The sequence below is a fragment of the Methylococcus sp. ANG genome, assembly GCF_040730495.1.
Taxonomy (GTDB): domain Bacteria; phylum Pseudomonadota; class Gammaproteobacteria; order Methylococcales; family Methylococcaceae; genus Methylococcus.
The window spans coordinates 3,895,193-3,919,948 of the sequence record NZ_CP160399.1 but is presented as its reverse complement, the minus strand read 5'-3'; the positions used below and the strand labels follow the sequence as shown (position 1 = coordinate 3,919,948).

12 protein-coding genes are annotated in these 24,756 nt (G+C 58.3%); 2 read left to right on the top strand and 10 right to left on the bottom strand.

Annotated features, from left to right (window positions below):
- Positions 1-35: 35 nt before the first annotated feature.
- Positions 36-467 (bottom strand): IS200/IS605 family transposase, encoded by a 432-nt coding sequence (gene tnpA / locus ABZN20_RS19120; RefSeq protein ID WP_367026287.1) that lies wholly within the window; start codon positions 465-467, stop codon positions 36-38.
- Between the two features lie 334 nt (positions 468-801).
- Here tnpA and ABZN20_RS19115 point away from each other — a divergent pair, with 334 nt between their 5' ends.
- Complete coding sequence (locus ABZN20_RS19115) at positions 802-1,173, top strand: transposase (RefSeq protein ID WP_367027587.1); 372 nt, start codon at positions 802-804, stop codon at positions 1,171-1,173.
- 109 nt (positions 1,174-1,282) lie between these two features.
- On the top strand, positions 1,283-3,235 hold the full coding sequence (locus ABZN20_RS19110; protein ID WP_367026286.1) for a bifunctional metallophosphatase/5'-nucleotidase: 1,953 nt from the start codon (positions 1,283-1,285) through the stop codon (positions 3,233-3,235).
- A gap of 282 nt (positions 3,236-3,517) precedes the next feature.
- Here the strand turns inward: ABZN20_RS19110 and ABZN20_RS19105 are convergent, their stop codons facing one another.
- The 9 genes from ABZN20_RS19105 to ABZN20_RS19065 form a co-directional block, all read right to left on the bottom strand.
- Entirely contained in the window at positions 3,518-4,333 is an 816-nt protein-coding gene (locus ABZN20_RS19105; RefSeq protein ID WP_423246454.1) for a bile acid:sodium symporter family protein, read from the bottom strand.
- Positions 4,334-4,510: 177 nt separating this feature from the next.
- On the bottom strand, positions 4,511-5,902 hold the full coding sequence (locus ABZN20_RS19100) for an IS1380 family transposase (RefSeq protein WP_367025178.1): 1,392 nt from the start codon (positions 5,900-5,902) through the stop codon (positions 4,511-4,513).
- Positions 5,903-5,952: 50 nt separating this feature from the next.
- Complete coding sequence (locus ABZN20_RS19095; protein ID WP_367026284.1) at positions 5,953-6,297, bottom strand: hypothetical protein; 345 nt, start codon at positions 6,295-6,297, stop codon at positions 5,953-5,955.
- Positions 6,298-6,421: 124 nt separating this feature from the next.
- Positions 6,422-7,033 (bottom strand): hypothetical protein, encoded by a 612-nt coding sequence (locus ABZN20_RS19090; protein WP_367026283.1) that lies wholly within the window; start codon positions 7,031-7,033, stop codon positions 6,422-6,424.
- 132 nt (positions 7,034-7,165) lie between these two features.
- Positions 7,166-8,593, bottom strand: coding sequence for a TolC family protein (locus ABZN20_RS19085; protein ID WP_367026282.1), 1,428 nt, complete (start codon positions 8,591-8,593; stop codon positions 7,166-7,168).
- Entirely contained in the window at positions 8,586-11,762 is a 3,177-nt protein-coding gene (locus tag ABZN20_RS19080; RefSeq protein WP_423246453.1) for an efflux RND transporter permease subunit, read from the bottom strand. Before ABZN20_RS19080 ends, ABZN20_RS19085 begins: the two co-directional genes overlap by 8 nt.
- 19 nt (positions 11,763-11,781) lie before the next feature.
- Positions 11,782-12,891: an efflux RND transporter periplasmic adaptor subunit gene (locus ABZN20_RS19075; protein ID WP_367026280.1), complete on the bottom strand. Its 1,110-nt coding sequence runs from the start codon at positions 12,889-12,891 to the stop codon at positions 11,782-11,784.
- Positions 12,892-13,217: 326 nt separating this feature from the next.
- The gene (locus tag ABZN20_RS19070) at positions 13,218-13,895 is read right to left on the bottom strand and encodes a hypothetical protein (protein WP_367026279.1); all 678 of its coding nucleotides are present in this window, start codon (positions 13,893-13,895) and stop codon (positions 13,218-13,220) included.
- Positions 13,896-14,704: 809 nt separating this feature from the next.
- On the bottom strand, positions 14,705-24,754 hold the full coding sequence (locus tag ABZN20_RS19065; protein WP_367026278.1) for a filamentous haemagglutinin family protein: 10,050 nt from the start codon (positions 24,752-24,754) through the stop codon (positions 14,705-14,707).
- Positions 24,755-24,756 lie beyond the last annotated feature (2 nt).

The following is a 24,756-nucleotide window of genomic DNA, read 5'->3' as shown; positions in this document are numbered from 1 at the left end:
GCGCCTTAAAATCGGGAGCCGCCCAAGGCGGCTACCTACAGCCCCAGCTTCATCTGGTCGTAACGCTCATCCTCCTGTTCCTGCCGGCGGATATACGCCCGAACCATAGCTTCATCCAGTCCCACGGTGGAAACAAAGTAGCCCCTGGCCCAGAAATTCTCTCCGCTGAAATTCCTTTGGCGACCGCCAAACTTTCGAGCAATTTGAATCGCGCTCTTACCCTTGATGTAACCCACCACGTTCGACACCGCGTACTTCGGCGGGATGCTGATGCACATATGAACGTGGTCCGCCATCAGATGACCCTCCACTATCTTCGAATCCTTGTGCCCGGCAAGCTCATGGAACAGTTCGCCCAAATGCCGCTTCAGCGCCCCAAAAAGCTGCTTCTTCCGCCTCTTGGGGATGAACACCACGTGATACTTACAATCCCATCGCCTGTGGGAAAGACTCTGGTACTCTTTCATCGTGAACCTCATATCTCTTGGTCGAGATTTCAGGTTCACGGCGACCGCCGCATAGGTCAAACCCCGTGAGTCCCCCGGCAGAGCCGGGGGCTTACCTCAATGAGTTACCAATACCCTTTGCGAACGCTCTGAGCCGTGTGTCGCCTATTATTAGGGAAACCTCGAACAAGTCGCCGCCTCCGATAACATGACGCCAACAGTCGATATTCGGCAGATCGTTCCCCGATGAAGTAACCCGGACTCAGCGCCGGCGTATTTGTGAAGAAGCCGAAGCTGACCAAAGCGGCAAACATTTCTCCGGGAGATCGAACAGGTGATTCCTTGGGCGTTGTGGATGAATCGTTGTGCCGCACAAGCCTCGGAAGACGGAGGGCGACCTCCCCGTCCCTTGGCGACGATGTTGCGCATCTCCATGACGCAGCAATGGCTCAGCTATTCCGATCCGGGGATGGCGGAAGCCCTGCACGATATCCTCAAGGTTTGCCGCCTGTCAAAAACCCTTCAATCGGCGCAAACGCTGTTGCTGAGACTTCCCCAAAGGCTCGCCCCCCCGGGTCGCCCCCCTTACGGTTCATCGCTACCGGCGATATGGCCACGGATTTCGAGAAAACCTACGGGCCCACCGCTTCGCGGTGGCGTCGCGCTCCCTTCGCTCGACTTCTGTGCGCACCTTCAAGGTTCCCTTAACGCTTGTTTAATAAATTAGAAGTATATAATATGCTAATGTTCCTGCTCGATCCGCCTCAGACGCTTCGTAGCTGGAGCGAACGGCGTGGGGGCGCGGGTGCATCATCCAGAATTAAAGGAGAGTCGAAGTGTTAAACCTCCCAGCAGCAAGAGAAATATTTGCGCTTACGCTCGGCTTGGCGGCCTCAATATTCGCGCCGCTTACGGTGGCGGGGAGCGGCCAGGTTTTCTTGATCCACACCGGTGATATTCATGGTCACCTCGTGCCCCGTCCGAATGTGCGCAGCGACGCTGTTGGTGGCACAGAAGGCGGCTTGGCGCGTATGTACACACTTATCCAGCAGATCCGCTCTAAGGCGAGACAAGGGAAGGTGAATAGGTCTTTGCTGATCAACACGGGCGATACATTGCAGGGTTCAGGCGAGGCCCTGTTTACACGCGGCCAAGCAATGATCGATGTGTTGAACCTTTTCAAATTAGACGCACATGCCCCCGGGAACTGGGATTTTCTCTATGGAACCGCGCGGTTTGAAGAGGTTTTCAAAGGGACGAACGAACAGGCGCCTCTGGCTCCCTGGAACGCCTTGGCATCCAATCTCTACTACACCAAACAATTTGACGATGCGACCGAGTGCGGCATTACAGGCAAAGATGCCCACGGAACCATTCGCAAGCTCAAGCGCGTGCTGCCCCCTTACGCTATCAAGCGGCTCGGTGAGGTCAAGGTGGGACTCCTAGGGTTTACGACGGCACGCGCCGTTGCAGCCTTAGGCCCGAAAGTCACTGCCGGCTATGAATTCACTGATGCTGAAACTGAGTTGCCCTGCTACGTCGACTTGCTGCGTAATCGGGAGAAGGTGGACCTGTTGGTCATGATCTCCGAGCTGGAACTGTCCAGGGACATCAAGCTCGTTGAAGTGAATTCCGGCGTCGACGTGGTCCTGAATTCCGACATGCACGAAAAGACCACTCGCCCCATTATCGTCCGTCACACCAGCGCGCCAAGTACGCTTCTTTTTGAGGAGGGGCAGGATGGCACCATGCTCGGAGAACTCCAGCTCAATGTGAAGGGCGGCAAGATCGCCGATTGGAAGTGGACGCCTCACATCATTAGCGCTGCCATCAAGGAGGATAAGGGTATCGTCGCCAAAGTGGCCGAGGTCCGCAAGCCCTTCCTCAAGGGTAGCTTTGTGCCGGGCCAAAGCGTGACTGTGGGAGGCAATACCAGCACGCTATTACACCCGGTGGATGAGGTTATTGCGTACAGTCAGGTCAGCTTGCATCGTTCCAACTTTGTGGACGAAGATATGCCGGCCGTCGTCGAAGGCTCATCCCACGACTTGATTGCCGATGCAATGCGTTGGGCTGCCGGTACCGATGCCGCGACTCTCCGCGGATTTCGCTATGGAACGCACATTCCTGCCGGTCAACCCATTACCATGGAAGATATCTATCACTATGTTCCTATAGCAGCCAAACTCGGCAGGTCCCTGAAAGCCTGTGGGGGGGATCTGAAGACTCAGGTAGAGAATTCAACCGCTGGGGTATTCCATCCGGATTCCAGCCGCTGGCAAGGTGGATGGATGTTTGCTTACAGTGGCGTAACTTATGATCTCGATGCGTGCGGCGGTTTCGGTGTTCCCGGTATGCCTGATGAACGCGCCACCAACCTCAAAGTCAATGGCGCGCTTGTTAATGCTTCAGACGCCTACGATCAGGCAAGCGGGCAATGTAAAAGTGGTAACCACGGATACAAAGTTGCCGGCTATTGGTATGCGGACGATCCAACCACCATCAATAATTGCGCCTCATGTAGAGGTCGTTTAATCCAAATGGTCACTCACGACCTTCAGGTAGTGGACCTCGTTCCCGATCAGCCACTTCCCGATAACCGTAGCTTGCTCGACATCACCGAAGCGGTGGTTAAATATTTGCGAGAGGGCTTGGGCGGTAAAGTAACGACCGACAACTTGCCGCTACACCGAATTACCGTCAAGCGCCTACCAAGATTGAATCCATATTCGTTCAAAATCGTCCAGCCACTCAAGGGTGCGACAGCCGAAACTTGTCCAATTTCGTAATCATCGGTCGGTGGGATTAGCATGAGCGGCCGCCGCCTGATCTTGCAACCTTTTTGGAAAGCGATTACGCGGGACATACTAAGCAAGGTCACATGCACAGTCCCTCTCTTCGGAACGAGTCCCAAGCGCCGGATTTACACTCACCCTCAGTGTGTCCGGCAGCACGGAGCTGCATAATAGAACTGGGGTAATGGCAATATCACAATATGCTGAACGTTTGGTGCGCGGAAAATAACCGATAGAGCTAAACTCAATCAAAATAAAATATGAATCATAACCGACCTACGTCGGTTGATAGGATTTCACTTCAAGCCGAAATACGGTTGAGTTAACGAGTGAAGCGATAAGGTGCTGGACAAGATTATAAAAAATGATGGGCAACATGACTTGCGGGTGATCGGCTAAAGCGACTGAAACCAGCACCAGTCCTGTGCCATTATTATTCATGCCAAGACCAAACATCAGCGATGCCATGTCTTTACGGTTTGTGCGAAAAACTTTTGCCACTAAGTAACCGGTGGAAAATCCGGCGATACACAGCAATGCTACAATTGTCAACATGATGGCGAGAAAGTCGATATCAGGATGAGAAAGTGCTTTAGGCAGGCTTAGTGATGCATTGGAATAATTTAGCAACAACAGGATGATATAGTTTACGAGTTTGAGAACGGCCTTTGCCAAGCCGGGGAATTGGGTGTATACGACACGATGCACCAAGATGCCGAGCAAGGAAGGCATGATGACCCAAATGCCTAGAAACGTCGTCACACCATCAGAGGCAATTTCATGTAAATCTTCAGAATAATCACCTGTGGTCACAAAGCCAGCCGTATGGAGAACCAGCGGTGAGGTTAGCGGACTGAGTATCGTTGTGAACAATATCAAACCCAGGCTCAATACAAGATTACCGTTAGCGTTCTGCGTCCATGCAGTAGATGCTCCGGCAATTGGCATGGAAGCGACCAATGCGAGACCGACAAGAATATGTTGGACTTCTTCCGGATTATGCCAAAAGTTCATGATGAAGCTAATTCCGATGAGGAAAGCTAGCGGTGTGACTAGCCCGGATGTTTCATAAAAATGCCCCCTGCGCCCGATAGCTTGGCCAGCTGCCTATTTTTTCAGTCCACCGAACTGACCTACGCCCCCCATGAGGCATGGGCAGCCCCTCGACCTGCCTCTTTTCGCGGGGGTGGTGGCCGGAATCCAGACACTGGACGCAATCAACCCTCCGAGTCCTGCCGGATCCTCCTCGGTTGAGGGTGACGGCGCGCTTCAGGCCATGGCCGGTGGTCGGACGAGATAGAGTATCTCGGTGACCCGGTGCAACAGCGCCTTCACCGGACAGGCGCTCGGCAAGTGCAACTTGATCCGGTCCTTGTACTGCACCACCCGCACCGCCAGCTTGAACAGCTTCAGGATGAGGGTCATGGGCTGCGCCTTGGCCAGTTCGGTGTGGCACAGGGTGTGCTCCCGCAGGCTGTGGATCAGGCTGTAGGCGGCACAGGCATAGAACAGGCGCAGGTGGTTGGCGAGGAAGGCATGGTCGGCGGTGCGATCACTGGCCAGATCGTTCTTCACCGCCTTGATGAAGTTCTCGTCCTGGCCGCGTGCGCAGTACAGATCCCGGTACAGCGCCTCCGGCGTCGGGTCGGCGAGCGAGGTCACGACGAAGCGCGGGTTGTCCCCCAGGCCCATGACCTCGGCCTTGAGCACCACCCGATAGGCCTTGGGCCAGGAACCGGCCTGGTAGGCCACCTCGTCATACAAACGGGTCGCCGCCGGCTCGGGCTGTTCGGCGCGGCGAGCGAAATCACAGCGTTGCGCATGCAAGGCGCGCGTCTTGGCAAGCAGCGGCTCGGCCTTGGGCGTCAGCACCTGGTTGCCGGCCAGGCCGAAGAGGAAATCCATCCGTGCATCGGCTTCGCACAGGGCCATCAACTCCGGGTTGGCGAAATGGCCATCCCCGCGCAGGACGAGGTGGGTATCCGGCCAGGCCTGGCGCAGGCGGCGCACGACCCGCTGGAGGATGGCGGCGTTCTCGCGCCCGGTGGGGCGTTTGCCGGGCCGCAGCACGGCGGTGATGAACTTGCCGGAGAGGCCCTCGAACAAGAACAGCGGCAGATAGCAGTGGCTGCCGTAGTGGTGATTGTAGAAGGCCAGTTCCTGCTGCCCGTGGGTGCGGTCTTCGGAGTGGTCCATGTCCAAGACGATGACCGCGGGCGGGGTGGTGTAGCTGGCGATGAAGGCATCGACGAAGGCGCGGGCCAGGCGGTAGATGTCCTTGCGGGAGACTCCGTTCTCCAAGCGCGAGAAGGTGGGGCCGGAAGCCAGGGCGTTGTCGGCATCCAACGGCGCCCGCTCGGCCGCCAGCTTGAACACGGGATCGTGGCGCAGGCTGTTGGCGTCGTTGCCGTCGGCATAGCCGCAGGCGGTCTGGAAGATGCGCTGACGCAGGAGGTCGGCCAAGCTGTGGGCGATGTAGGAAGGGTGCCGGCGATCCTGAATGGCCGAGGCCAGACGGGCGATCAATCCGGTCTGCCGATCCACGCCCTGCAGGAGGAGGGCGCCGAAGTCGCTGGACACCGCGCCGCCTTCGAAGTCGGCACGGACGGTGAAGCCGGCGACGGTGGGAAAACGGAGCTGGGTCGGGATAGAATCACTCATTGGGCGGTCTCGTTTAGGCTTCGTACGAAGCGTTATTGGCGCAACTCCAATTATATCAATTGGTTAAGCGAGATTCGCCCACTTTCTTGAAATATCCGGGCTAGGTTACCGCACAGACCACCCAACAGCACCAATGGCCTGCTTGCCAGCCGTTTGAATTCTTCGGTTCTGATGCCTAAACCAGCATTGAACAACAATAATGATAGCATCAATGGCGGCAAAGATAACTCGACTTGTTCGTGGCGTAAGGTGATGCTGCCAAGTTTAACTTCCCGAATCCAGATACCAAATTCCGGCAGCAAGGCGGCCATAAAATAGGAACCGATGATTATCCAAATGAAATATCGGTGAAACATATGCGCTACCGTTTCGATGCAATGTTTTGTTCTACGCATGATTGAGTTCCATTTGAAAAGTGGCGGATGAAATATTACCTAAGGGCGTACCAAAAATTGATCTCGCTGAGTTCTTTATTGAAGCGTCCATCAATCGCAGACGAATTACATAGGTTTGGCCAGATCATTGCTTTTTTTGGTTGTCGTCAGCAGGAACGTTGATACCGCCCGCTGGAATCGGTTTGCTAACCTGAGCACTTGATAGCGAAGGTTTGCTAATCTTTAGAAGAAAGCCTTGAATATAAGCCGACGTCAAAGTGAATGGGGCAGAGACAGAGCTATTTGGGCCATAGAGACGCATTGTAATGCCTTTATGTTTATGTCCAACCAGATACTCTTCGGTCAACTCGATTTCAATGACGTCTTGAAATTCACAGTAAAATTCGCAATCCACCTGTTGTTGTAAAGACGCGGCGTGAAATACGCGGCCTTCTTCGTCGGACGCTTGGATCGAACCACGCCAATGACCTTGATAGCGATCGTTGACCGTTAGAAAGTAGCGGATGGAATCCGGCGGATTGCTACTAGCATACAAAGCAACTTCTTCGACTTCAGGGTTATCTTCCCATTCTGCTTTGTGGCTGACGATCGGCCCCTGATAGAAAACCGACCCAGTGGAGGGATCACGTCTGATTTGTACAGCCCTATTGATAGAAGCTGTGTCATTTGGATCAATATTCATACTGGCACAACCAGTCATCAGAGCATTTAATATCAGAACAACAGAAGCGCGCATTATTATCTCTCGGGTTTTTGCAGCCTTTCCGAAACCCTTGCCCGGCTACTTTTTTGTTAATACGCATCTACCAGGGTTAAAATGGTTCGATGATTGAATAGGGAGAGCTGCTAGATTTCGGCACACGAGAACTCATCGCCATCCCCCGCCCAGTGACTTGTAAAGGTCGACCATTGCAAGCACTTGTTTTTGCTTTGTTTCGATCAACTCCCGTTTAGCATCTAAAGCATCCCGCTGGGTCGTCAATACGTCAAGATAATGCGTTCGCGCAGATATGAAGAGTTGAATAGATATATCAATTGACTTGACCAGGTGATCCACTTGGTTCTTTTTAAGATCGAAGCTTTTGCGCATATTTTCGATATTTGCGATCTGGTTCAATACCTCAACGTAGGCGTTGATGATGGATTTTTCATATTCGAATGCGGCTTCGACCTGTTTGACATTAGCGGTCTTATAAGCAGCGATGATCGCATTTTGATTCACCAGGGGAGCCACCAATTCGCCAGCGACATAGGCCGCCAATGACTCCGGTGTATTGATGAGATATTTCATCGCAAATGCATCAAATCCAACCCCGGCCCTAATGCCGAATGAAGGGAAGAACTCCGCTCTGGCCACTTCAATATTCAGCTTGGCCGCAGCCAACTCCAGCTCAGCCTTTCTGATGTCAGGTCTGTTCTGGAGCAGTTGTGATGGTATGCCGGTATTGAGAATCTTTGGATTAAGTTCCAGGAAACCGGAGGACGTTCGCTTGATCGGCTCTGGAGTCCGACCTAACAAGTAATTGATCCGATTTTCTACAACAGTGATCTCCTGCTTGATCTCGTACCTCCTGCTTTGGTTTTTTGCTACTTCCGCTTCATAACGCTTGATAGCGAGAGTATCTGCTCTTGCAAATTTCTGAAGCTCCCTGACGATCTGTAACGCATTCTGCTGGATCGCAATGTTCTGCTCGAGATTTTCCAACTGGTTATCCAGAGTAACCAGTTCGTAGTAGGACTGCGCAACTTCCGCCACAAGGTTCGTTATCAGGAAATTCCTCCCCTCCACCGTAGCCATATACTCCAGCATGGCCACCTCGGTAGCGTTCCTAAGCTTTCTCCAGATGTCGATTTCCCAGGTCGATGTCAGCCCAAACTGATAGTCGCCAACAAAAGTTGGAAACGGATTTCCTGCAAGAGGAAGATTACGTTCAACCGCGCCGTTGAAGGTATAATCGCCGGGTTTTTCTCCTCCTGCAGCTGCTCCGGTTCTAATGAATGGCAGGTACGAACCTCGCCGCGCCTGTATCTCGTTTTCGGCGGCACTGATCCTCTGCATCATGATATTGATTTCCTTGTTGTTGGCGACAGCGATTTCCAACAGATTCAACAGATTCCGATCCTCAAAGAAATCTTTCCACTTGATATTTGATGAGTTGGTTTTTTCGGCAAGCTCAAGCTTGAATTGATTCGGCAGGTGGATATCTGCCGTCCGGGTTGTCATATCAGGAATACCGCAAGCTTGCAACGTCAATAATACCATGGTGATTGACAAACAATGCATCACCCTAGTCATTATGGTTATCCTTGGTATAGTGATAGGTTTCCGTAAAAGGATCGCTTTCTTCGTTCCTGATCAGTGATTTACCATCGATAATTTTGCCGAATAGGTAATAAAGTCCCGGGATGAGGACGACACCTATTACCGTCCCGAAGAGCATGCCACCCATCGAAGCCGTACCGATGGTACGGTTACCGACCGCGCCCGCGCCCGTGGCGATGACCAATGGTATCAATCCTGCGATAAAGGCGAACGATGTCATGAGGATGGGGCGGAAGCGCGCCTTCGCTCCTTCGATTGCGGCCTCCTTGACGGATAATCCTTGGGTATGCCGCTGAACAGCGAATTCGACAATGAGGACGGCGTTCTTTCCCAACAAGCCAATCAGCATTATCAACGCGATTTGCGAATAGACATCGTTGGCTAGTCCAAGTACTTTCAATAAGAAATAGGAGCCAAAGATACCTGCAGGCAAAGAACATAACACTGCCAGGGGCAAGAGGAAGCTTTCGTACTGGCCTGCCAAAACCAGATAGACGAATACAATGACGACGAGAAACACAATGATTGCTTCGCTACCACGGGCGGCTTCGTCGAACGATAAACCCTCCCAGGCAATGTCATAACCACGTCTTAGCGTGGCTGCCGCAACTTTCTTGACCGCCTCGATAGCGTCGCCTGATGTATATCCATCGGCTGGCACCGCTCGTATAACTGCGGAATTGTAAAGATTGTAACGGGTAATTTCATTCGGCCCTTGCGTCTTTTTCATCGTCATGAATGACGAGTAAGGCACCATTTCCCCTTCATCATTCTTGACAAAATAGTTGAGAATGTCTGATGGATACCTCCGGAATTCCGGGAGCGCCTGCGCATAAACCTTGAAAAAGTTATTGAAACGGATGAAGCCTTGCTCGTAGGTGCTTCCAATCATGATATCCAGGTTTTCCATCGCTTTGGAAATTGAGACATGCTTCTGCATTGCGAGCTTATTGTCGATTACTAGCTCATACTGCGGGAAATTGGCCGCATAGAACGTAAAAAGGCCTGTTAACTCCCTGCGCTTTCTCAATTCCGACAGGAAATCTTGAGTGATTTTGTCAAATTGCTGGTAGTCTATATTCTCTGACTTGTCCAGCAAACGTAACGCCAAACCTGATGCGGCCCCATAACCGGGGACCGCAGGGGGCTCGAAGAACTCGATAATCGCTCCAAAATCCTTGGATTTTTCCTCAAGTTCCTTGACAACATCTTGTACGGAGTTCTTGCGCTCAGACCAATCTTTGAGGTTGATAATACAAGTGCCCGCATTTGAACCACGACCTTCGGTGAGAACCTCATAGCCGGCAAGTGATGAAACGGATTGCACGCCCTCGATACCCTTAGCTATTTCCTCAAGTTCCCGAGCTACCTTGTTAGTGGTCTCAATCGTCGATCCAGGCGGAGTTTGAATTATGGCGTATATCATTCCTTGATCTTCACCGGGAATGAAACCTGCCGGCAAGGTTAGGTTGATCCCATAGATTCCGAAGGAGAAAGCGAAAAAAGCCAAAATGGTTACGATTCGTCGAGTGACAATCATATCCAGAATCTTGACGTATCGTCCTGTCGCCTTCTCGAAGTAATAATTGAACGCATCGATGAAGATGCTGACCGGGGTTCTCCTTTTTGTCTGTCCATGCATATTTTTCAAAATCATGGCGCAAAGCACTGGAGCAAGCGACAACGCGACTAGGGCAGAAATCAGGATCGAGGACGCCATCGTGATGCCGAATTGCCGATAAAACACCCCCACAGGGCCGCTCATGAATGAAATCGGCACGAAGACCGAAATCATGATCAGTGTGATTGCGATGATGGCACCCCCGATTTCACCCAGCACTTTCTTGGATGCTTCATATGGAGAGAGATGCTCCGCTTCCATCTTTGCATGTACGGCTTCCACCACCACGATGGCGTCGTCGACGACAATACCGATGGCGAGTACCAAGGCAAATAAAGTGATCAGATTGATCGATAGTCCGAAAGCCTGCATGACAGCGAACGTACCAATCAAGGAAACGGGGATCGAGAGGATGGGGATTAACGTGGAGCGCCAGTCTCCCAGGAAAATGAACGTAACCAGTGCAACCAGTATGAAGGCTTCCATCAATGTATGAAGGACCTTGTGGATAGATGCATCTAGAAATCTGGATACGTCGTAATTAATTTCGTAATCCATACCCTCAGGAAAAGCGTCCTTCAGTTCTTTCAACTTCTCCTTTACACCCTCGATCACCTTGCTCGCGTTGGTGCCGTAGTTTTGATTGAGTACAATCGACGCAGAAGGGAGTCCGTCCTTATCCGAATATATATTGTAAAACTCACTATTCAGATCGACGGTCGCAATATCCTTAAGGCGCAAGATCTCTCCTTCTGAATTGGCGCGTATAATGATATCCTCATACTGCTCAGGCTTATTGTATCTCCCCTGATACACCAAAACATATTCCTTGGACTGCGCAGTAACTCCGGTGCTCTGCCCCAATCTGCCCGGCCGACCAATAATGCTCTGCTCGCCGATTGCCTTCATTACCTCCTCGGTTGATACCTTATAGGCCCTCATCCGCTCCGGATTGAGCCATACTCGCATGGCATATTGGCGGCTGCCCAATATTCTTGCCTGCGCAATCCCATTTACACGTTGAATCTCAGGAATAACATTGACAAATGCGTAATTGAACAAGAATTTTTGATCGGCGTTCTTATCCTTGCTGAATAGATTGATATACATGAGCATACTAGGCTGTACACGCTGCACCCATACACCTTCGAGCGTAACCAGTTGTGGAAGGCGGCTCATGGTTGTATCCAACCGAGTCTTGACGTCGATCATGGCTTGCAGAGGATCGACTCCCAGATCGAATAAAATCTGGATCGTAGCTTCTCCTGCGCTCGTCGAGGCGGAGACCATGTATTTCATCCCGGGAACACCATTGATCGCACGCTCGATGGTGATGATGGACGACTGCACCAACACGTCTGCACTGGCACCAGGGAATGAAAGAGAAACGGTTACGCGTGGAGGCGCAATATCTGGAAACTGCGATACCGGCAATGATTTGATAGACAAAAATCCCATGAAGACAATCAAAAGTGATAGCGAGATTGCCATCACCGGTCTATTTATAAAAGTACTAAACATGTTTGAGTAAGATGCCTGATTATTCAGCATGCAGCTGCAGATTCGACTGTAGCTTCTCCTTCGGAATCACAGTGACGTCTACATGATCACCTGGATGTACTTTACGCAAACCTTCGATCAAGATCTTGTCGTCATCTTTGACGCCTTCCTTTACCAGAAAGAAATACGGTATCTCGGCGTCAATCGTGATCAGTCTCTGCTCAAGTGTTCCATTGTTGTCAATTACGTAGACAAACATCTTATCCATGACTTCAAACGTGGCCTTTTGCGGAATGAGTAAAGCATTTTTGTAGGGCTTTCTCATGATGATGGTTCCGGTTTGGCCGTGCCGAAGGGTGCCGTCCGGATTCGGGAATGTGGCCCTGAATTCGATATTGCCTGCAGTATTGTCGAAATCCGCCTCTATCGTTTCTATCGTACCTTCCTGATCGAATATCGCACCATTTGCCATCTTCAGTCTCACTTTTGAATAAGTCTGGTCATCATTTTTTTTAGTCTTATATTCAAGATATTCGGATTCCGGCACGTTGAAATAGACCCATAGTTTGCTGATGTCAGAAAGGGTAGTTAATAAAGCCCCTTCATCTAAAAGACTGCCATTTCTGACCAAGAGATGATCCATAATCCCGTTGAATGGCGCTTTTATATCTGTGAAGCTGAGATGGGTCTCCGCCAGCTTTACCTCCGCATTAGCCTTATCTAATTTTGCTTTGGCTAAAGCGAGTTCATTCTTGGATACGATATTCTGGTCAGCCAAACCCTTGGTATTCGTGTATTCGATATTCATGATATTGGCTTCGGCCTGCGCCTTCATAAGCTCCGCCTGATATATATTCGGCATGATTTTGAACATTGGCTGGCCTTGATGCACCATCTGCCCTTCATCAACATATATATTCTGCAAATAGCCTTTCTCCATGGCGCGCACCTCAATATGTCTGATTCCATGTATCTGACATACATATTCCTTTCTGATTGAAACGTCTTTGCGAAATGGAGTGGTTGCCTCATATCTCGGATTTTCATGGTGCACGCCAGTCTCAGACTGCTGACAGCCATACATTAACATGGATATTAAGAAGAGATATACGTGAGCCTTGGTGATCATTTTTGAAGGCGCTTTCGTCATTATTAGATCCGATTAGCCACCCATCTCGCATAGAGTTTGCTTAAAAAATTGGGTCGACTTTAGGAAATGATATCCTGGTATTTAACCGTCTTCTTTCTCTCGAGAAGATAACGTCAGGGAGGTATCACGTGGGCGAAACCACTGGGCTGCTGAATTCGTTGGAAAGGGTTGCCTGAGCTATATCGACCTTGCCTTGTTGAACGGGTAAGAAAATATCGTTACCCAAGATTGAGGTAAGCCATGATCACAGCCGTCAGGCTTGTATACAGATAGGTAATAGCTAGCCAGTTTTCACTCTCATTTGCTTCACTGATCCACACAGGCAATCATTTTAGTTTTTGGGGCGCGCCAACGCAGGAGAATGCATCCCTCGTAGGGTTGGTGGTCCCTTCACCGCATACAAACATTTCGTCATACATTTCGTCATTGATCATCGCCATGATGTGGAATCCGTAGGTACCAACGCCTTGGACTTCGGAAGATGCGCCGATCTTCGGGCCGGTCGGCCCTGTCATGAAGCGTGCCGAATATTTGTAATTGAATATAGGGTCCATGCTTTGGACCAGTGGCCCCATCATGGTGTACCCGTAATATGGTTTCAGCATGGTGGCGCTAATGACGTTCTTATCCGATTCACTATTTATATGGACTTGTTTTCTAAGGCGCAGGACGTGAATCATGACATTCATGATGGTGTCCTCTTTCATGACGTCGACCGGAACATATTTGGCGCCGCCATTATTTGTGTCATCGTCAAAATCCGGAATGGTCTTTGTGATATCCAGCGTGGTCGGTGTGCCAACGTTCTTTTTGATCCACACATCGAGTCCATTCATCTCATTGGCGAGCGCGGGTTCATGGGTGAATCCCACGAGGATCAGGTAATAACAGGGGTCGTTATGGGCGGCACTTGCAAGGCAACGCGCCTCATGAGCCTGAACATCCTCTGTTATGAAAAGGCTGGCGCTTAAGAGAATAAGGGCAATGTGACCTGCTTTTTTCACGGGAAGTCCTCTTGTCGGTGACAGAAATACTGATGAGAGTCTGCGCATGCTGCTCCATGGAGTTCATGGAGATCCATGGTTGGCGGTTCGCAAGCTAGATCAAGCAGGTTCAGTGCCAGTAGTGGATTATAGGTTTTCTTGGGTTGACGGAGTTCCCGCTATCCGATAGCGGGGTATATGAACCAGAAATGATGGTTCAATACGAGCCAAAACCTTGCCGGTCGGTGAACGGGGAAGATCCTTGTCCGTCACGCCGCGACGCGCTGAACAGACGAGTGCCAGCAACTGTGAGGGGGCGATCGGAAGTCGAGTGAAGTGAAGTGGGTAGTGCGACGCCCCTTGCAAAGGCCCGGTGTTTTGTCGGAGTCTTGGCTCTATCGAAGGTGGAAACAAGGGGGCGTGGCGATATGCGTCTCGGAGACAGAGGCGGCGCGGTAGCCGTTCAGTCCCCTGGGAGCGTGGGTGTCCCACCCGCTGAAAAAGCGGCCAGGATGGCCGCGTTCCCAGCAAAAAAAGGGGGGGGTTGAACGGGTACGCGGCGCGTTGTGGGGATGTGGGGCGGGCCTGGAAGGTAAACACGTCGCTGCGATTCGCTTCCCAGGGGCTGGGCTGGTCAGTCGGGCTCCGCATGAAATGGTGACGCTTCGGCTCCACGTGTCAAAGAGGATTTACGGGGACTTGACCTTTTCCTAAAAAAAATCCCCCCGGAGCCCCCCTCCCCCAACCGAACCTGGAAACGTGCCATGTATCCCCCCGGACGGCTTATCGTCGCCCGTCAGCGAGCGGCGGCCGGGAACGGCCCGCTCCGGTCAGGTGCAGCCGGGCGAGCCGTTCTTGATGTCGCTCGTCGAACATTCTCCGAATCCCAGCAGTTCGACCTTGAGGGGATTGAGGCTGCTGGAATCGGCAACCTTCGGTTCCGATTTCTCCTCGCTGTCGGACACCGTGGACTGCATGGCCGCCTGCGTGGCCGCACCTGCGGCGGCGGCCGCCCCTGCGGGAACCACGGGAACGCTGACGTTGCCGCTGGGGACGCCCGTCGCGGTGCCGCCGACCTGAATGTTGCTGGCGCCGAGCACGGCCGTCGCCGCGATGGCGACGTTGGTGCCGCCGATGCCAGCTTCGCCGGCATCGACCACGCCCCGCGGCGCGGCGAGGAAGACGTCGCCCGGCAGGGGGGCCGTGCTGGCGGCGGTGCGGATGCCGCTGCCCGACACCACTGGCGGGAATTCGACCTGCAGGTTGCCGCGCTCGTCGAAGGTGATCCGCGGCGGCGGGGCGGCGATGGCCGACTTGGCGCCCCGGCCGGCGTCGATGTTGCCGTTGGACGACCAGATGGTGATGTCGCCCCCGTCCATGGCGAACACGCGCGACTGGTTGACCATGAAATTGCCGTTCACCAGGGCGTTCACGGCGCCTTGCCGCTGGGCGACGATGCCGAGATCGCTGGCGGCCTTCGATCCGGCGAAGGCGACCGCGAGGCCCGCATTCACGCCGCCGCCGGGGACGAGAAGATTGATGTCTCCGCCGTCGACCGTGTGGATCTTGCTGAAGAACAGGCTGAGATTGCCTTTGTACTTGGTGTCGCCGTCGTTCGGGAACAGCGTATCGATGGCAGCGAAGCCGCGGTCGTAGTCGGATCTGCGCCCGGTCTTGGCCGCCTGGGCGGCGGAGCCCCGGATTTCGTCGAACAGGATCGCCAGCAGGAGTTCGCGCCGCTGATCGCCCGGCAAGGCTTGGTAGGCCTCGGCGGCACCGGCGTAATCGAGCCCGGCGTTGCCTGTCCGCCGGCGCATGTAGCCAAGCAGGAGTTTCCGGTACCGGCTCGAGGTGGGATCGTATTTCTCCGCGAACTTGTCGAAGCGCGCCGTGTTGCCGTTCAGGCCGGCCATGACCGAAACCGAGGCGCCGTTGTCGGCCAGGGCGTTGTTTTCGGTATTGCCGATGGTGTAGATGCCCTCCGAAGCGCCCAGGTCGATGTTCCTTCCCGCGCTGACCCAGAGCTGGCCAGGGCCCGACAGCCGGACTTCACGGGTCAGGTTCACCAGGTTGCCCTGCGCGTTGCGCGGAGAGGTGAAACGGATGTCCCGGCCGGCGGTAACGGTGGACATCGCATAGTCGGGATGCTGTACGTGCAGGCTGACGTCGAACAGGTCGCGGCCCGCCATGACGTCCACCGCCTTGGGCAGGACGAGGAGGAGGGGATCGACCGAGGCGATGTTGCCTTTCGCGTATATCCTTGCCGCCTCCGAGTCGCCCCGATGGACCGGAACCTGCGCGTGGATCAGGTTCGAGGCGCCGAAGGGCTGCAGCCGTTGCGAGGCGTCCTCCCAGCTTCGGGCGGGATTGGCGATCCCCGGCAACAGGGAGGGGTCGGCGTCCGACTGGGTGACGTTGACGTTGTCCCCCACTGAACCGGTTCCGATGTTTCCGCCCGCCAGGAGGGTGAAGCTCGCCTTGGCGGCGGGATAGGTGGTGAAGCTCCGTTCCAGCACGACGTCGCCCTGCAGCGCGGCGACGTCGAGAGACGCCGGGTATACGCTGAGCGCGCTCAGCGAAGCGCCGGGGAAGCTGAGCTGGTTCTTGGCACTGCGCAGTTTGTTCACGGCGCTGACCATGCCCGGGATATTGTTCTGGATCCGGACGTCTCCGGCGAGCGATTCGAGCGCGATGCCGCTCCGGTCGGAATAGGTGAAGAAGAAGTTGCGGGCGCTGGTGCTGTTGATCACGGTGGGGTTGATGGCTGCGCCCAATTCGATGTCCTGTCCTGCGCTCAGGCTGAACCGGGAGTCCCCCAGCGCGAGGACTGGCCCCAGCCCACCCGTGGAAGCCTTGATCGACCCCCTGGCGCTGATGTCGCCGACACCCTTGCCGGTGTAAAAGGTTCCGCCCAGGACATCGCCGCCGGCGCTGACGGTCAGGTTCCCGCCGCCGGAAATCTCCACTTCGTTGGTGTTGAACCCGGTATCCGACGGAACGTCCGGCTTGGACGGGGTGCCGACCTGCTTGCCGTTGGTGGCGATGACCGCCGAAAGGTCGGACACGTCCCGGCCGGCGTCGACCGTGATGTTGCCGCCGCCGAGCGCGCCGACGTTCTGCTGGAAGCTCCCCTGCTGCGCCGAGGTGCCGACCGGTCCGCCGATCGCCACGGCCCAGGCCGTCGGCGTCTCGCCCAGGTGGCTCGTGCCTTCCGTCCAGTTGCCGGTCCGCACCAGCCAGCCGTCGAAGAACTGGCCGGTCCGGGCCCCGATCACATCGCGGCCGGCACTGATGTTGATGTCTCCGCCGTCCACGGGATATTCGCCGTAGAACTGGAAGGCCACGAAGCCGTTCTTGAAATTGCCGTAGCGCTGGCTGTCGGTCGGACGGCCCGCCGTGTAGACGGACGAGCCGGCATTGGTCAGGATCACGTCCCGTCCGGCGTCGACGTCGATGTCGCCGGTGCCGGTCCGCACCGCCACGTCGGCGCCGACCACCACGTCGGTACCGGCCTGCAGCCGGTAGCTCCAGGACGAGCCGGTCTGCAGCATGTCCTTGACCGCGACTGTTGCGCCGGGGCCGAGCAGGCCCGAGACGTCGATGCCGTTCGGTTCGTCGCGGAAGCCGTCGCTGAGCTTGCCGTCGATCGAGAGCTTGCCTCCGGCTTTCAGGGTCAAGACGCCCGGACGGCCGTCATAGCGCCAGTCGACCAGATCCCAGCCCACCGATCCCAGGGTCAGGTCGCCGCTGCTGCGGATTTCCAGGCCTGCCCTGAGGCCGCCCGGCAGTCCCAGGCGGGTTTCGATGGCGCCGGCGTTGGTCATGTAGGCATCGGTGTCCGTTTTCCAGGCGGCGATGTCGGTACTGCCGATGGAGCCGCTGTGATCGTAGATGCGGACCGCTTCCACGGTGGTCTCGGCGGCGCCGGTCACGGACGATCCGAGGTCTCCGGCGACGGCGACGTCCTGATCGGTGCGCAGCGCGCGCAGATTCAGGGTACCGTTGGCGGAGCCGTCGGTGGCCCTCACGTCGATGCGGGCGCCCGATGCCACCGTAATCCCGCCCTGCGGCCCTTGGCCCAGGGATTCCAGCGCGATCCGGCCGCCCTGTTCGGCGCTGCCGTGCGCTTCCAGGTCGGCGCCAGCCGCCAGGGTCAGGCCGCTGCCGGCCTTGAGATCCAGCCTGGCGTCGTCGCCTTGGGCCTTCAGGCTGCCGTCTATCCGGACGGAACCCTGGTCGGCCGCGAGTTCGACCGTGCGCGCCGCCACGGTGTCGACCGCATTCAGATGCAGGTCTCCGATGCGCGTCCTGAGGCTGACGCCGTCGCTGAATCCGGCCGATGCGAGCTTGCCGGCCATCCCGCCCACGTCGCCATCGTTCTCCAGGGCACGGACGTCGAGAGCGAAACGGCCGCCGCGTTCCGCGCCCTGGGCGTCGACGCCGCCTTCGAACCGGAATCCGCCCGCTGCCGCGGACACCACCAGCTCGCCGCCCTTGCTTCCGTTGAGCGCGAGCCTGGCGCCGGATTCCAGCGCGACGTTGCCGATCCGGCTGGAGAGTTCCACCGCGCCGCCGGCGGTCGCGATGCTGGCGTTGCCGATGCTCACTTTCCGGCCGGAAACGTCGATGTTCGAGCCTGCGGCGAGGACCACGTCGCCTTTGAGCGCATCGAGCTTGACGACGCCGGACTTGAGCGAAATCGTTCCGGTGTTCCGGATGCTGTCCGCGGTGATCGACAACTGGGCGCCCAGCGCGTCGGCCGCGGCTTGAGCGGGGCCGGAGGACCGGATGCCGACCGCGTGGCCGGTGGCGTCGATCCGTGTGTCCGCCCCGCGGTCGCCGGTGACGACGGCGGTGTTGAAGTCGAGGTCGGCCGATGCGGTCAGCGTGCCCGAACCCGAGCCGACGATCGCCTTGCCGGCTTCGAGATTCACGTTGGAATAGCCCTTGAGCGCGTAGGCGCCTTCGCCCAGTTCGATGGTGTCGGCGACCAGCGAGAGGGTGCCGGTGCCGTTGCCGGTTTGGCTGGTCTTCGCATCGAGCGGATTCTCCAGGCGGATGTCGCCGGCTTTGATGCTGGCGGTCTGGCCGGCGTTGTCGAATCCCAGGAGCCCGCCCGAGCGCAGGACGACGCGCTGCGATGCCAGTTCGACCGCGCCGAACAGGCTGATGTCGCTGCCGCTGTTCAGGCGCAGCTCGTTCGCCTGGAGGGCGTTCAGCGCCGCCTGGCTCAGTGCCAGGCCGTTCTGGAAGCTGGCGTCGGCGCCCAGGCCGATCCGGCTGGCGCCCAGCGACACCGATCCGCCCTGGGCCAGGAGCTTGCCGGAAAGGTCCATGTCCGCCGTGGCATCGACGATCATGGAATTCGACGTGGCCAGGGTCGCGCCCGAGCCGATGCTGATCGAGCCGGTGCGCCCCGAGACGCCGTTGCGCTGGAGGTCGGCCTGGTCGGAAGACGATACCCGCAGGAAGGCGGCGTCGCCGCCGAGCTTGTAGACCTCCGGCGTGCCGGTGCCCTTGGAGGAGCCTTCGGCGGTGATGCCGGAACCTTTCGCGAGGGTGATGTTGTCCTTGGCGGTGAGGATGAATTCGGCGCCTTTGAGCCTGGCGTTCTGCTCCAGGGAGATGTTCGAGGCGTGGGTGTCGACCGTGACGGCGCCGTCTTCGCCGCTGCGCACGCCGCCGATCGCGATGCTGGCTACGCCCAGGCCGTTGAGCTTCTCCGCGACCAGCTTGATGGTGTTGCCCGTCGTCTGTCCGGCCTTGCCCTCGGAGACGATGGCGATGTTGGCGGCGTCGATGTCGAGGCGTCCGCCACGGCCTTTCGCGCCGGCCTTGGCCGACACCCGGCCGTCCAGGCCCAACGCCGTTTCCGCCGAGATGAGCATGGCGCCCGCGTCGCGCGGAAGATAGGGCACGGCGGCCTCGTTCTTGGCCGCCTTGGCGGAGAAGAAGTCGTTGGCGCCGTAGGTCGAGTATTCGGCGCGGGTCCGGGCGGCGCTTCCGGGTTCCACCGCGAAGCCGCTCCAGAGCGCATCGCGTATGCCCGTGCCGGAAACGGTCCGGTACCCGGCGACGATCGGGGCGCCGTCGGCGCGTTGCAGGTTGAGACCCGGCACGATGTCGGTGGCGTTCTTGTCGGGCGTCACCAGATAGGCGCCGGGGAGGAGCGCGTAATGGGCCGGCAGGAGGACATAGTAGCCGGCCTTGAGTCCACCGCCGCCGGAGAGATAGACGCTGTCTCCGACCTTCAGGCCGGAGTTCGCGGATTCCAGCGGATCGTAGGGGGCCGTCGTGCCCTTGAAGGAAGGCAGGATGGCGTAGGCTTCCTGATAGCCTTTGCTCGCGGGGTCGAGCAGATCGTACGAACCACCCGGCCCCGGCACGAATTCGAAGGCGAACAGGTCGCCGCCGCCCCGGGTGTCGATCACCGAGCCGTCGGCGATGTCGACCTTCGGACCGTCGAGCACCAGTTTCTTTTCCGGCGGCGCGGTAAAGACGAGGTTCTGGTCGCCCAGCGGGTAGATCCAGTCCAGCCCGCCCTGGGCGCGGCCGAAAGGAATGATCGCACCCTTGGCCGAATTGGAGGTGACGCTGCCCGCGGCCAGCTCGAGGCGCTTGGAGACCTGGAAGTTCAGCTCGCCGAGCGGCGCCTTCACGGTGCCGCCCTGGACGATGTTCGGGGCTTCCAACGTCAGCTTGCCGCCGGCGGAGAGCACCGTTCCGCCGTTCGAATCGCCCGGCTTGATCGTGAGCGTTCCGTCGGTCGTCCCTCTCACGGCGATCCGGAATTCGCTCAGGGTCGAGGGATAGACCTGGTCCGCGGTCAGGGTGAGATCGCCGGCCGCCAGGAACTCGCCCAGGAAGTCCCGCTGCTGCTGGGTCGTGCGCACGCCGATCAGGCGCAGGTCGCCGGAGCTTTTCAGGTCGGCGCCGTCGAAGCCCTGGAGCGCGGTGGTGCCGACCAGGTCGATCAGTCCGGCGTTGACTTGCAGGCTGCCGTTGCCGGCGGTCGGGGCCGCGTTGCCCGGCCGGGTCTGCGTCGAACCGAGCGCGACATGGGCGGAGTCGAGCGACACCTTGCCGGCAGTGGCTCCGGCGGCGGGCGCGAAGACCAGCACCGGCGCGTCGAGCACGATGCTGCGCTCGGTGTGCAGGTTGACGCCGCTGGCCAGTTCGATGCGGCTCGGCGTGCGCAGCGTCAGCTCGCCGAAGCCGCCGCGTTCCACTTGGCCCGCGCTCAGCACCGCCTGGCCGTAGCGGTTGGACGCCACCGCCTCGCCCTGGACCGTCGCCGTCCCGCCGGGTCCCGACTGGGCCAGCGATATCACGCTGGGAACCTTGGGGAAGGGCGTCTGGCCCAGCCCGATTTCGTCAGGCTCGGCGCGGGTGTTGGGATTGAGTTCCAGCGACAGCCCGCCGCCCGCGGCGCCGGTTCCGGCTCCGGCCCGTCCTTCCAGCTTGCCGTAGAGCTGGATGCCCTCGGCGGCGCGGATCCCGATGTTGCCGCCGGAGGAGGCGATCTGCCGGCGTTCCTGGGAGATGGCGCCGTTCGGTCCCCTGACAGGCACGTCCAGGCGTCCCTGCGTCCCCGAAACGTCGAGTTCCGAGCCCTCGTCCGCCACGACGAAGCCGCGGTCGGCGTGCAGGGTAATGGTTCCGCCGTTCAGCACCTTGCCGGTCACGTGGTCCGGCCGGTCGCTGTAGAGCAGTGCCGTGCCGGACACGTCCACCCGCGCGCCGGAACCGATCCAGATGCCCTGGTCCGCCTTGAAGCCGGGGTCGGTGCCGGCGGGCGGCGTGACGGTCATCGCCACGTCGCCGCCGGCGGCTTCGAGCGCCCCGTTCATGAACACGCTGGAGTCCGATTGCAGCGAGATCCTGCCGCCCGCATCGGTACGGATCACCGCCCCCTCCCCGATGCGCACCGCCGCGTCTTTTCCGCCCTGCCCGACTTTCTGGGCCAGCACCAGATCGAGTTCGCCGGCCTGGCGCGAAAACTCCGACAGCAGCTTGACTTGGGCGAAGTTTAGGAAATTCGAGCCGCTGACGCGGCGGACGGCATCCGGATCGAGGACCCGGTTCTTGACGCTGAGCCGGATCTCGGTGCCATCGGTGACGGTGACCCCGCTCTTGTTGGAACCCACGGAATAATGCGCGAACCCGCCCTGGCCGAAGAAATCCGGGTTGAGGACGAGCGGGTCGGCGCCATTGGCGATGTCGGCGTCCGCGGCCCTGCCCAGGACCACCTGGTCGGAGACGAGGCTCAGCGACCCGCCCTTGCCGCCGGCGAAGGCATAGCCTTCGAGCGTGCCTTTCAGCTTGAGGTCCGAGCCGTCGACCGCCGCGGCTTCCAGTCTGATGCTCCCGGCATCGCCGGCGTTGAAGCCGTTGTCGCCGGTGCGCCGCGCGCCGCCGCTGACGTCGATGCGGCTGCCTGCGGCGAGACTGACGTCGCCTTCGGCCTTCATCGAAACGGTTCCGCCGTTCACCAGCACGCGGCTGCGGTCCTGCCCGCTGTTGCCGGTGGCGTCCGCCGGACGGTCGTTGATCCACTGGCCGCTGACGTCGATGGCGGCGCCGGAGCCCAGCTCGATGGCGCCGGACAGCTTCCCCTGGGTGGCGCTGGTGAGCTGGGTCGAGAAACCGACTTGGCCGGCGTGGGCCGTGATCATGCCGTCGACCTTGATTTCACCGCCGCTGAGCGCCAGGCTGCCGCTGTCGGTCATGGTGAGGTTCTCGCCGGAGCGGATGGCGACCTTGCCGTTGGTCTTGATGTCGGCATACATGATGCCGGAGTTGCGCAGCTTGTCGCCGGACAGGACCAGGGCGGCCGGCTGGCCGGTTTTCCCGGGGTCCTGGGGAAACGGCTCGTCCTTGCCGACGCCGAGAGCCGCCGAAGCTCCGCCGAAAATCACGGATTGGGTGCTGTCGGGGCTGCGCGCGAGGTCGATCTTCAGGGTGCCGCCGGCGGGCTGGGTTCCCGCTTCGCGCTGATGGAGACCGGCGGTCGAGGCGCCGCGCATCTCGGCTTCCAGCGCCAGCGCCGCCGCCTTGATGTCGAGCTTGCCAGCGGCCTTGCCTTCCACGTAGCCCTGTTCGTAGCGTCCCAGGTTCCTGGGACCGATGACGTCCCAGGTCTTGGTGATGTTCCAGGCTTTGAATTTCTGGGAGACCTGGCCGAAGATGCCGGCATAGGTCTGGTTCGGGTCGGCGCTGCCGATGTCCACCGTCTTGCCGTCCGGTGTCAGCAGCTGGGTGGTGTCGATGTAGCCGGAGCGGTAGGCCACCGATCCGCCGGAAAAGTCCAGCAGCGCGCCGCGCCGCAGGATGGCGTCGCCTTCCGATGCCAGCTTGAGCGTACCGCCGATGGTGCTGCGTTCGGCCACGGTGCGGGCGATGCGCTCCAGCTCGCCGGAGATGTCGGCGATCGGCGTGCCCTTGCGGATGTCGACCCGTATCTTCTGCGCGTAAAGCACGCCATCGCGCTGCAGGGGCGAGTCGCGCAGTTCGTTGCTGCGGAGTTCGACCGTCACCACGTTGCGCTCCATCGCCACGCCCACGTCCTTGATGCCCGACACGTCGATCCTCGCACCCTTGTCGACATGGATGCGGGCGTCGTTCTTGACGTTGTCGAGGCCGGGGTTGGCGGGGTTTTCGGTCGCCGTCACCGTCACCTTGCCGGAGCGGGAGACCAGTTGCGCGCCGTTCCCGATCCGGACCTGGTGCCCCATGACCTCCACCCAGGAAGCGTCCTGCGACTGGCCGTCCACGGCGGTGGCCTGGTCGTTCAGGTCCGGATTCGCCGAGGTCTTGCTACCGCCTTTCAGGTTCACCGTGGCCTTGGTGCCCAGGCCGTCGTCCAGTTCGGCCGTGCGCTTGGTGCGGTTCGCCTGCAGCAGCCAGGCGTCGCCCTCGCGGCGCACGCTGGCGCCTTCCCGCGCCAGGAGCCGCACCGAGCCGTTGACCCGCACCGAGGTGGTCGCCGACACCCGGCCCTGCTGGTTCACCGCGAAGCCCATCAGCGTCACGTTGCCGCGCTCCGCCAGCGCCTTGCCGATGTTGGCGACTTCGCCGCCGGTTCCGACTTCGACGAGGAGCCCGCGCAGGTTGGAATCCTTGCCGGCTTCCTGCAGATAGACCTTGTCGGTGGCGGCGATGAGGAGAATCTGGCCGTCCGGCGCGGAGAGGTCGCCCTTGTTCACCACGGAAGGGCCGGCGGCGATGATACGGCCGGATTTGGCGGTCTTGACGGAGGAGCCTTCGGCGAATTCGATGCCGATCTTGGTGCGGTTTCCCTTCTCGTCGAGGACGAAATTGCCCTGTTCGTCGAGCCGGTAAACCTTGCCGTCACCCACCAGCGCCGCGCGTCCGTCCTGGTCGACGACCTTGGTGATGCCCCGCTGGAAGGTGTCGTCGGTGATGTTCAGCGTACTGACCAGGAGGGTGTTGACGTCGACTTGCGAGCCCTTGCCGAACAGAAATCCGTTCTGGTTGAGCAGGTAAACCTGGCCGTTGGCGGAGAGCTTGCCGAAGATGCGGCTGGGATCGTTCTGGTAGATGCGGTTGAGGGCGATGGACGAGGCCGACGGCTGCTTGAACTGCACGGTGTTTTCCGCGCCGATGTTGAAGCTCTTCCAGTTCAGGATGGCGCGGTCGGAGTGCTGGTTGATCGTCATCATGTTGCCGGCGATCGACTGGTTGGCGCTGCCGCTCGATACGAAGACGCCGGCGGGTACCGGCAGGCTTCCGGCCTGCGCGGCCCCGCCCGCCAGGAAGGCGCCGGCCAGCACGGTGCGGATGGACGAAGCCAGCGGCTTGAGGCTGATGTCGGTCGGCGGAAGATTTGCTTTGCGGGTTGCAGGTTCGCGGGTCGTCATGC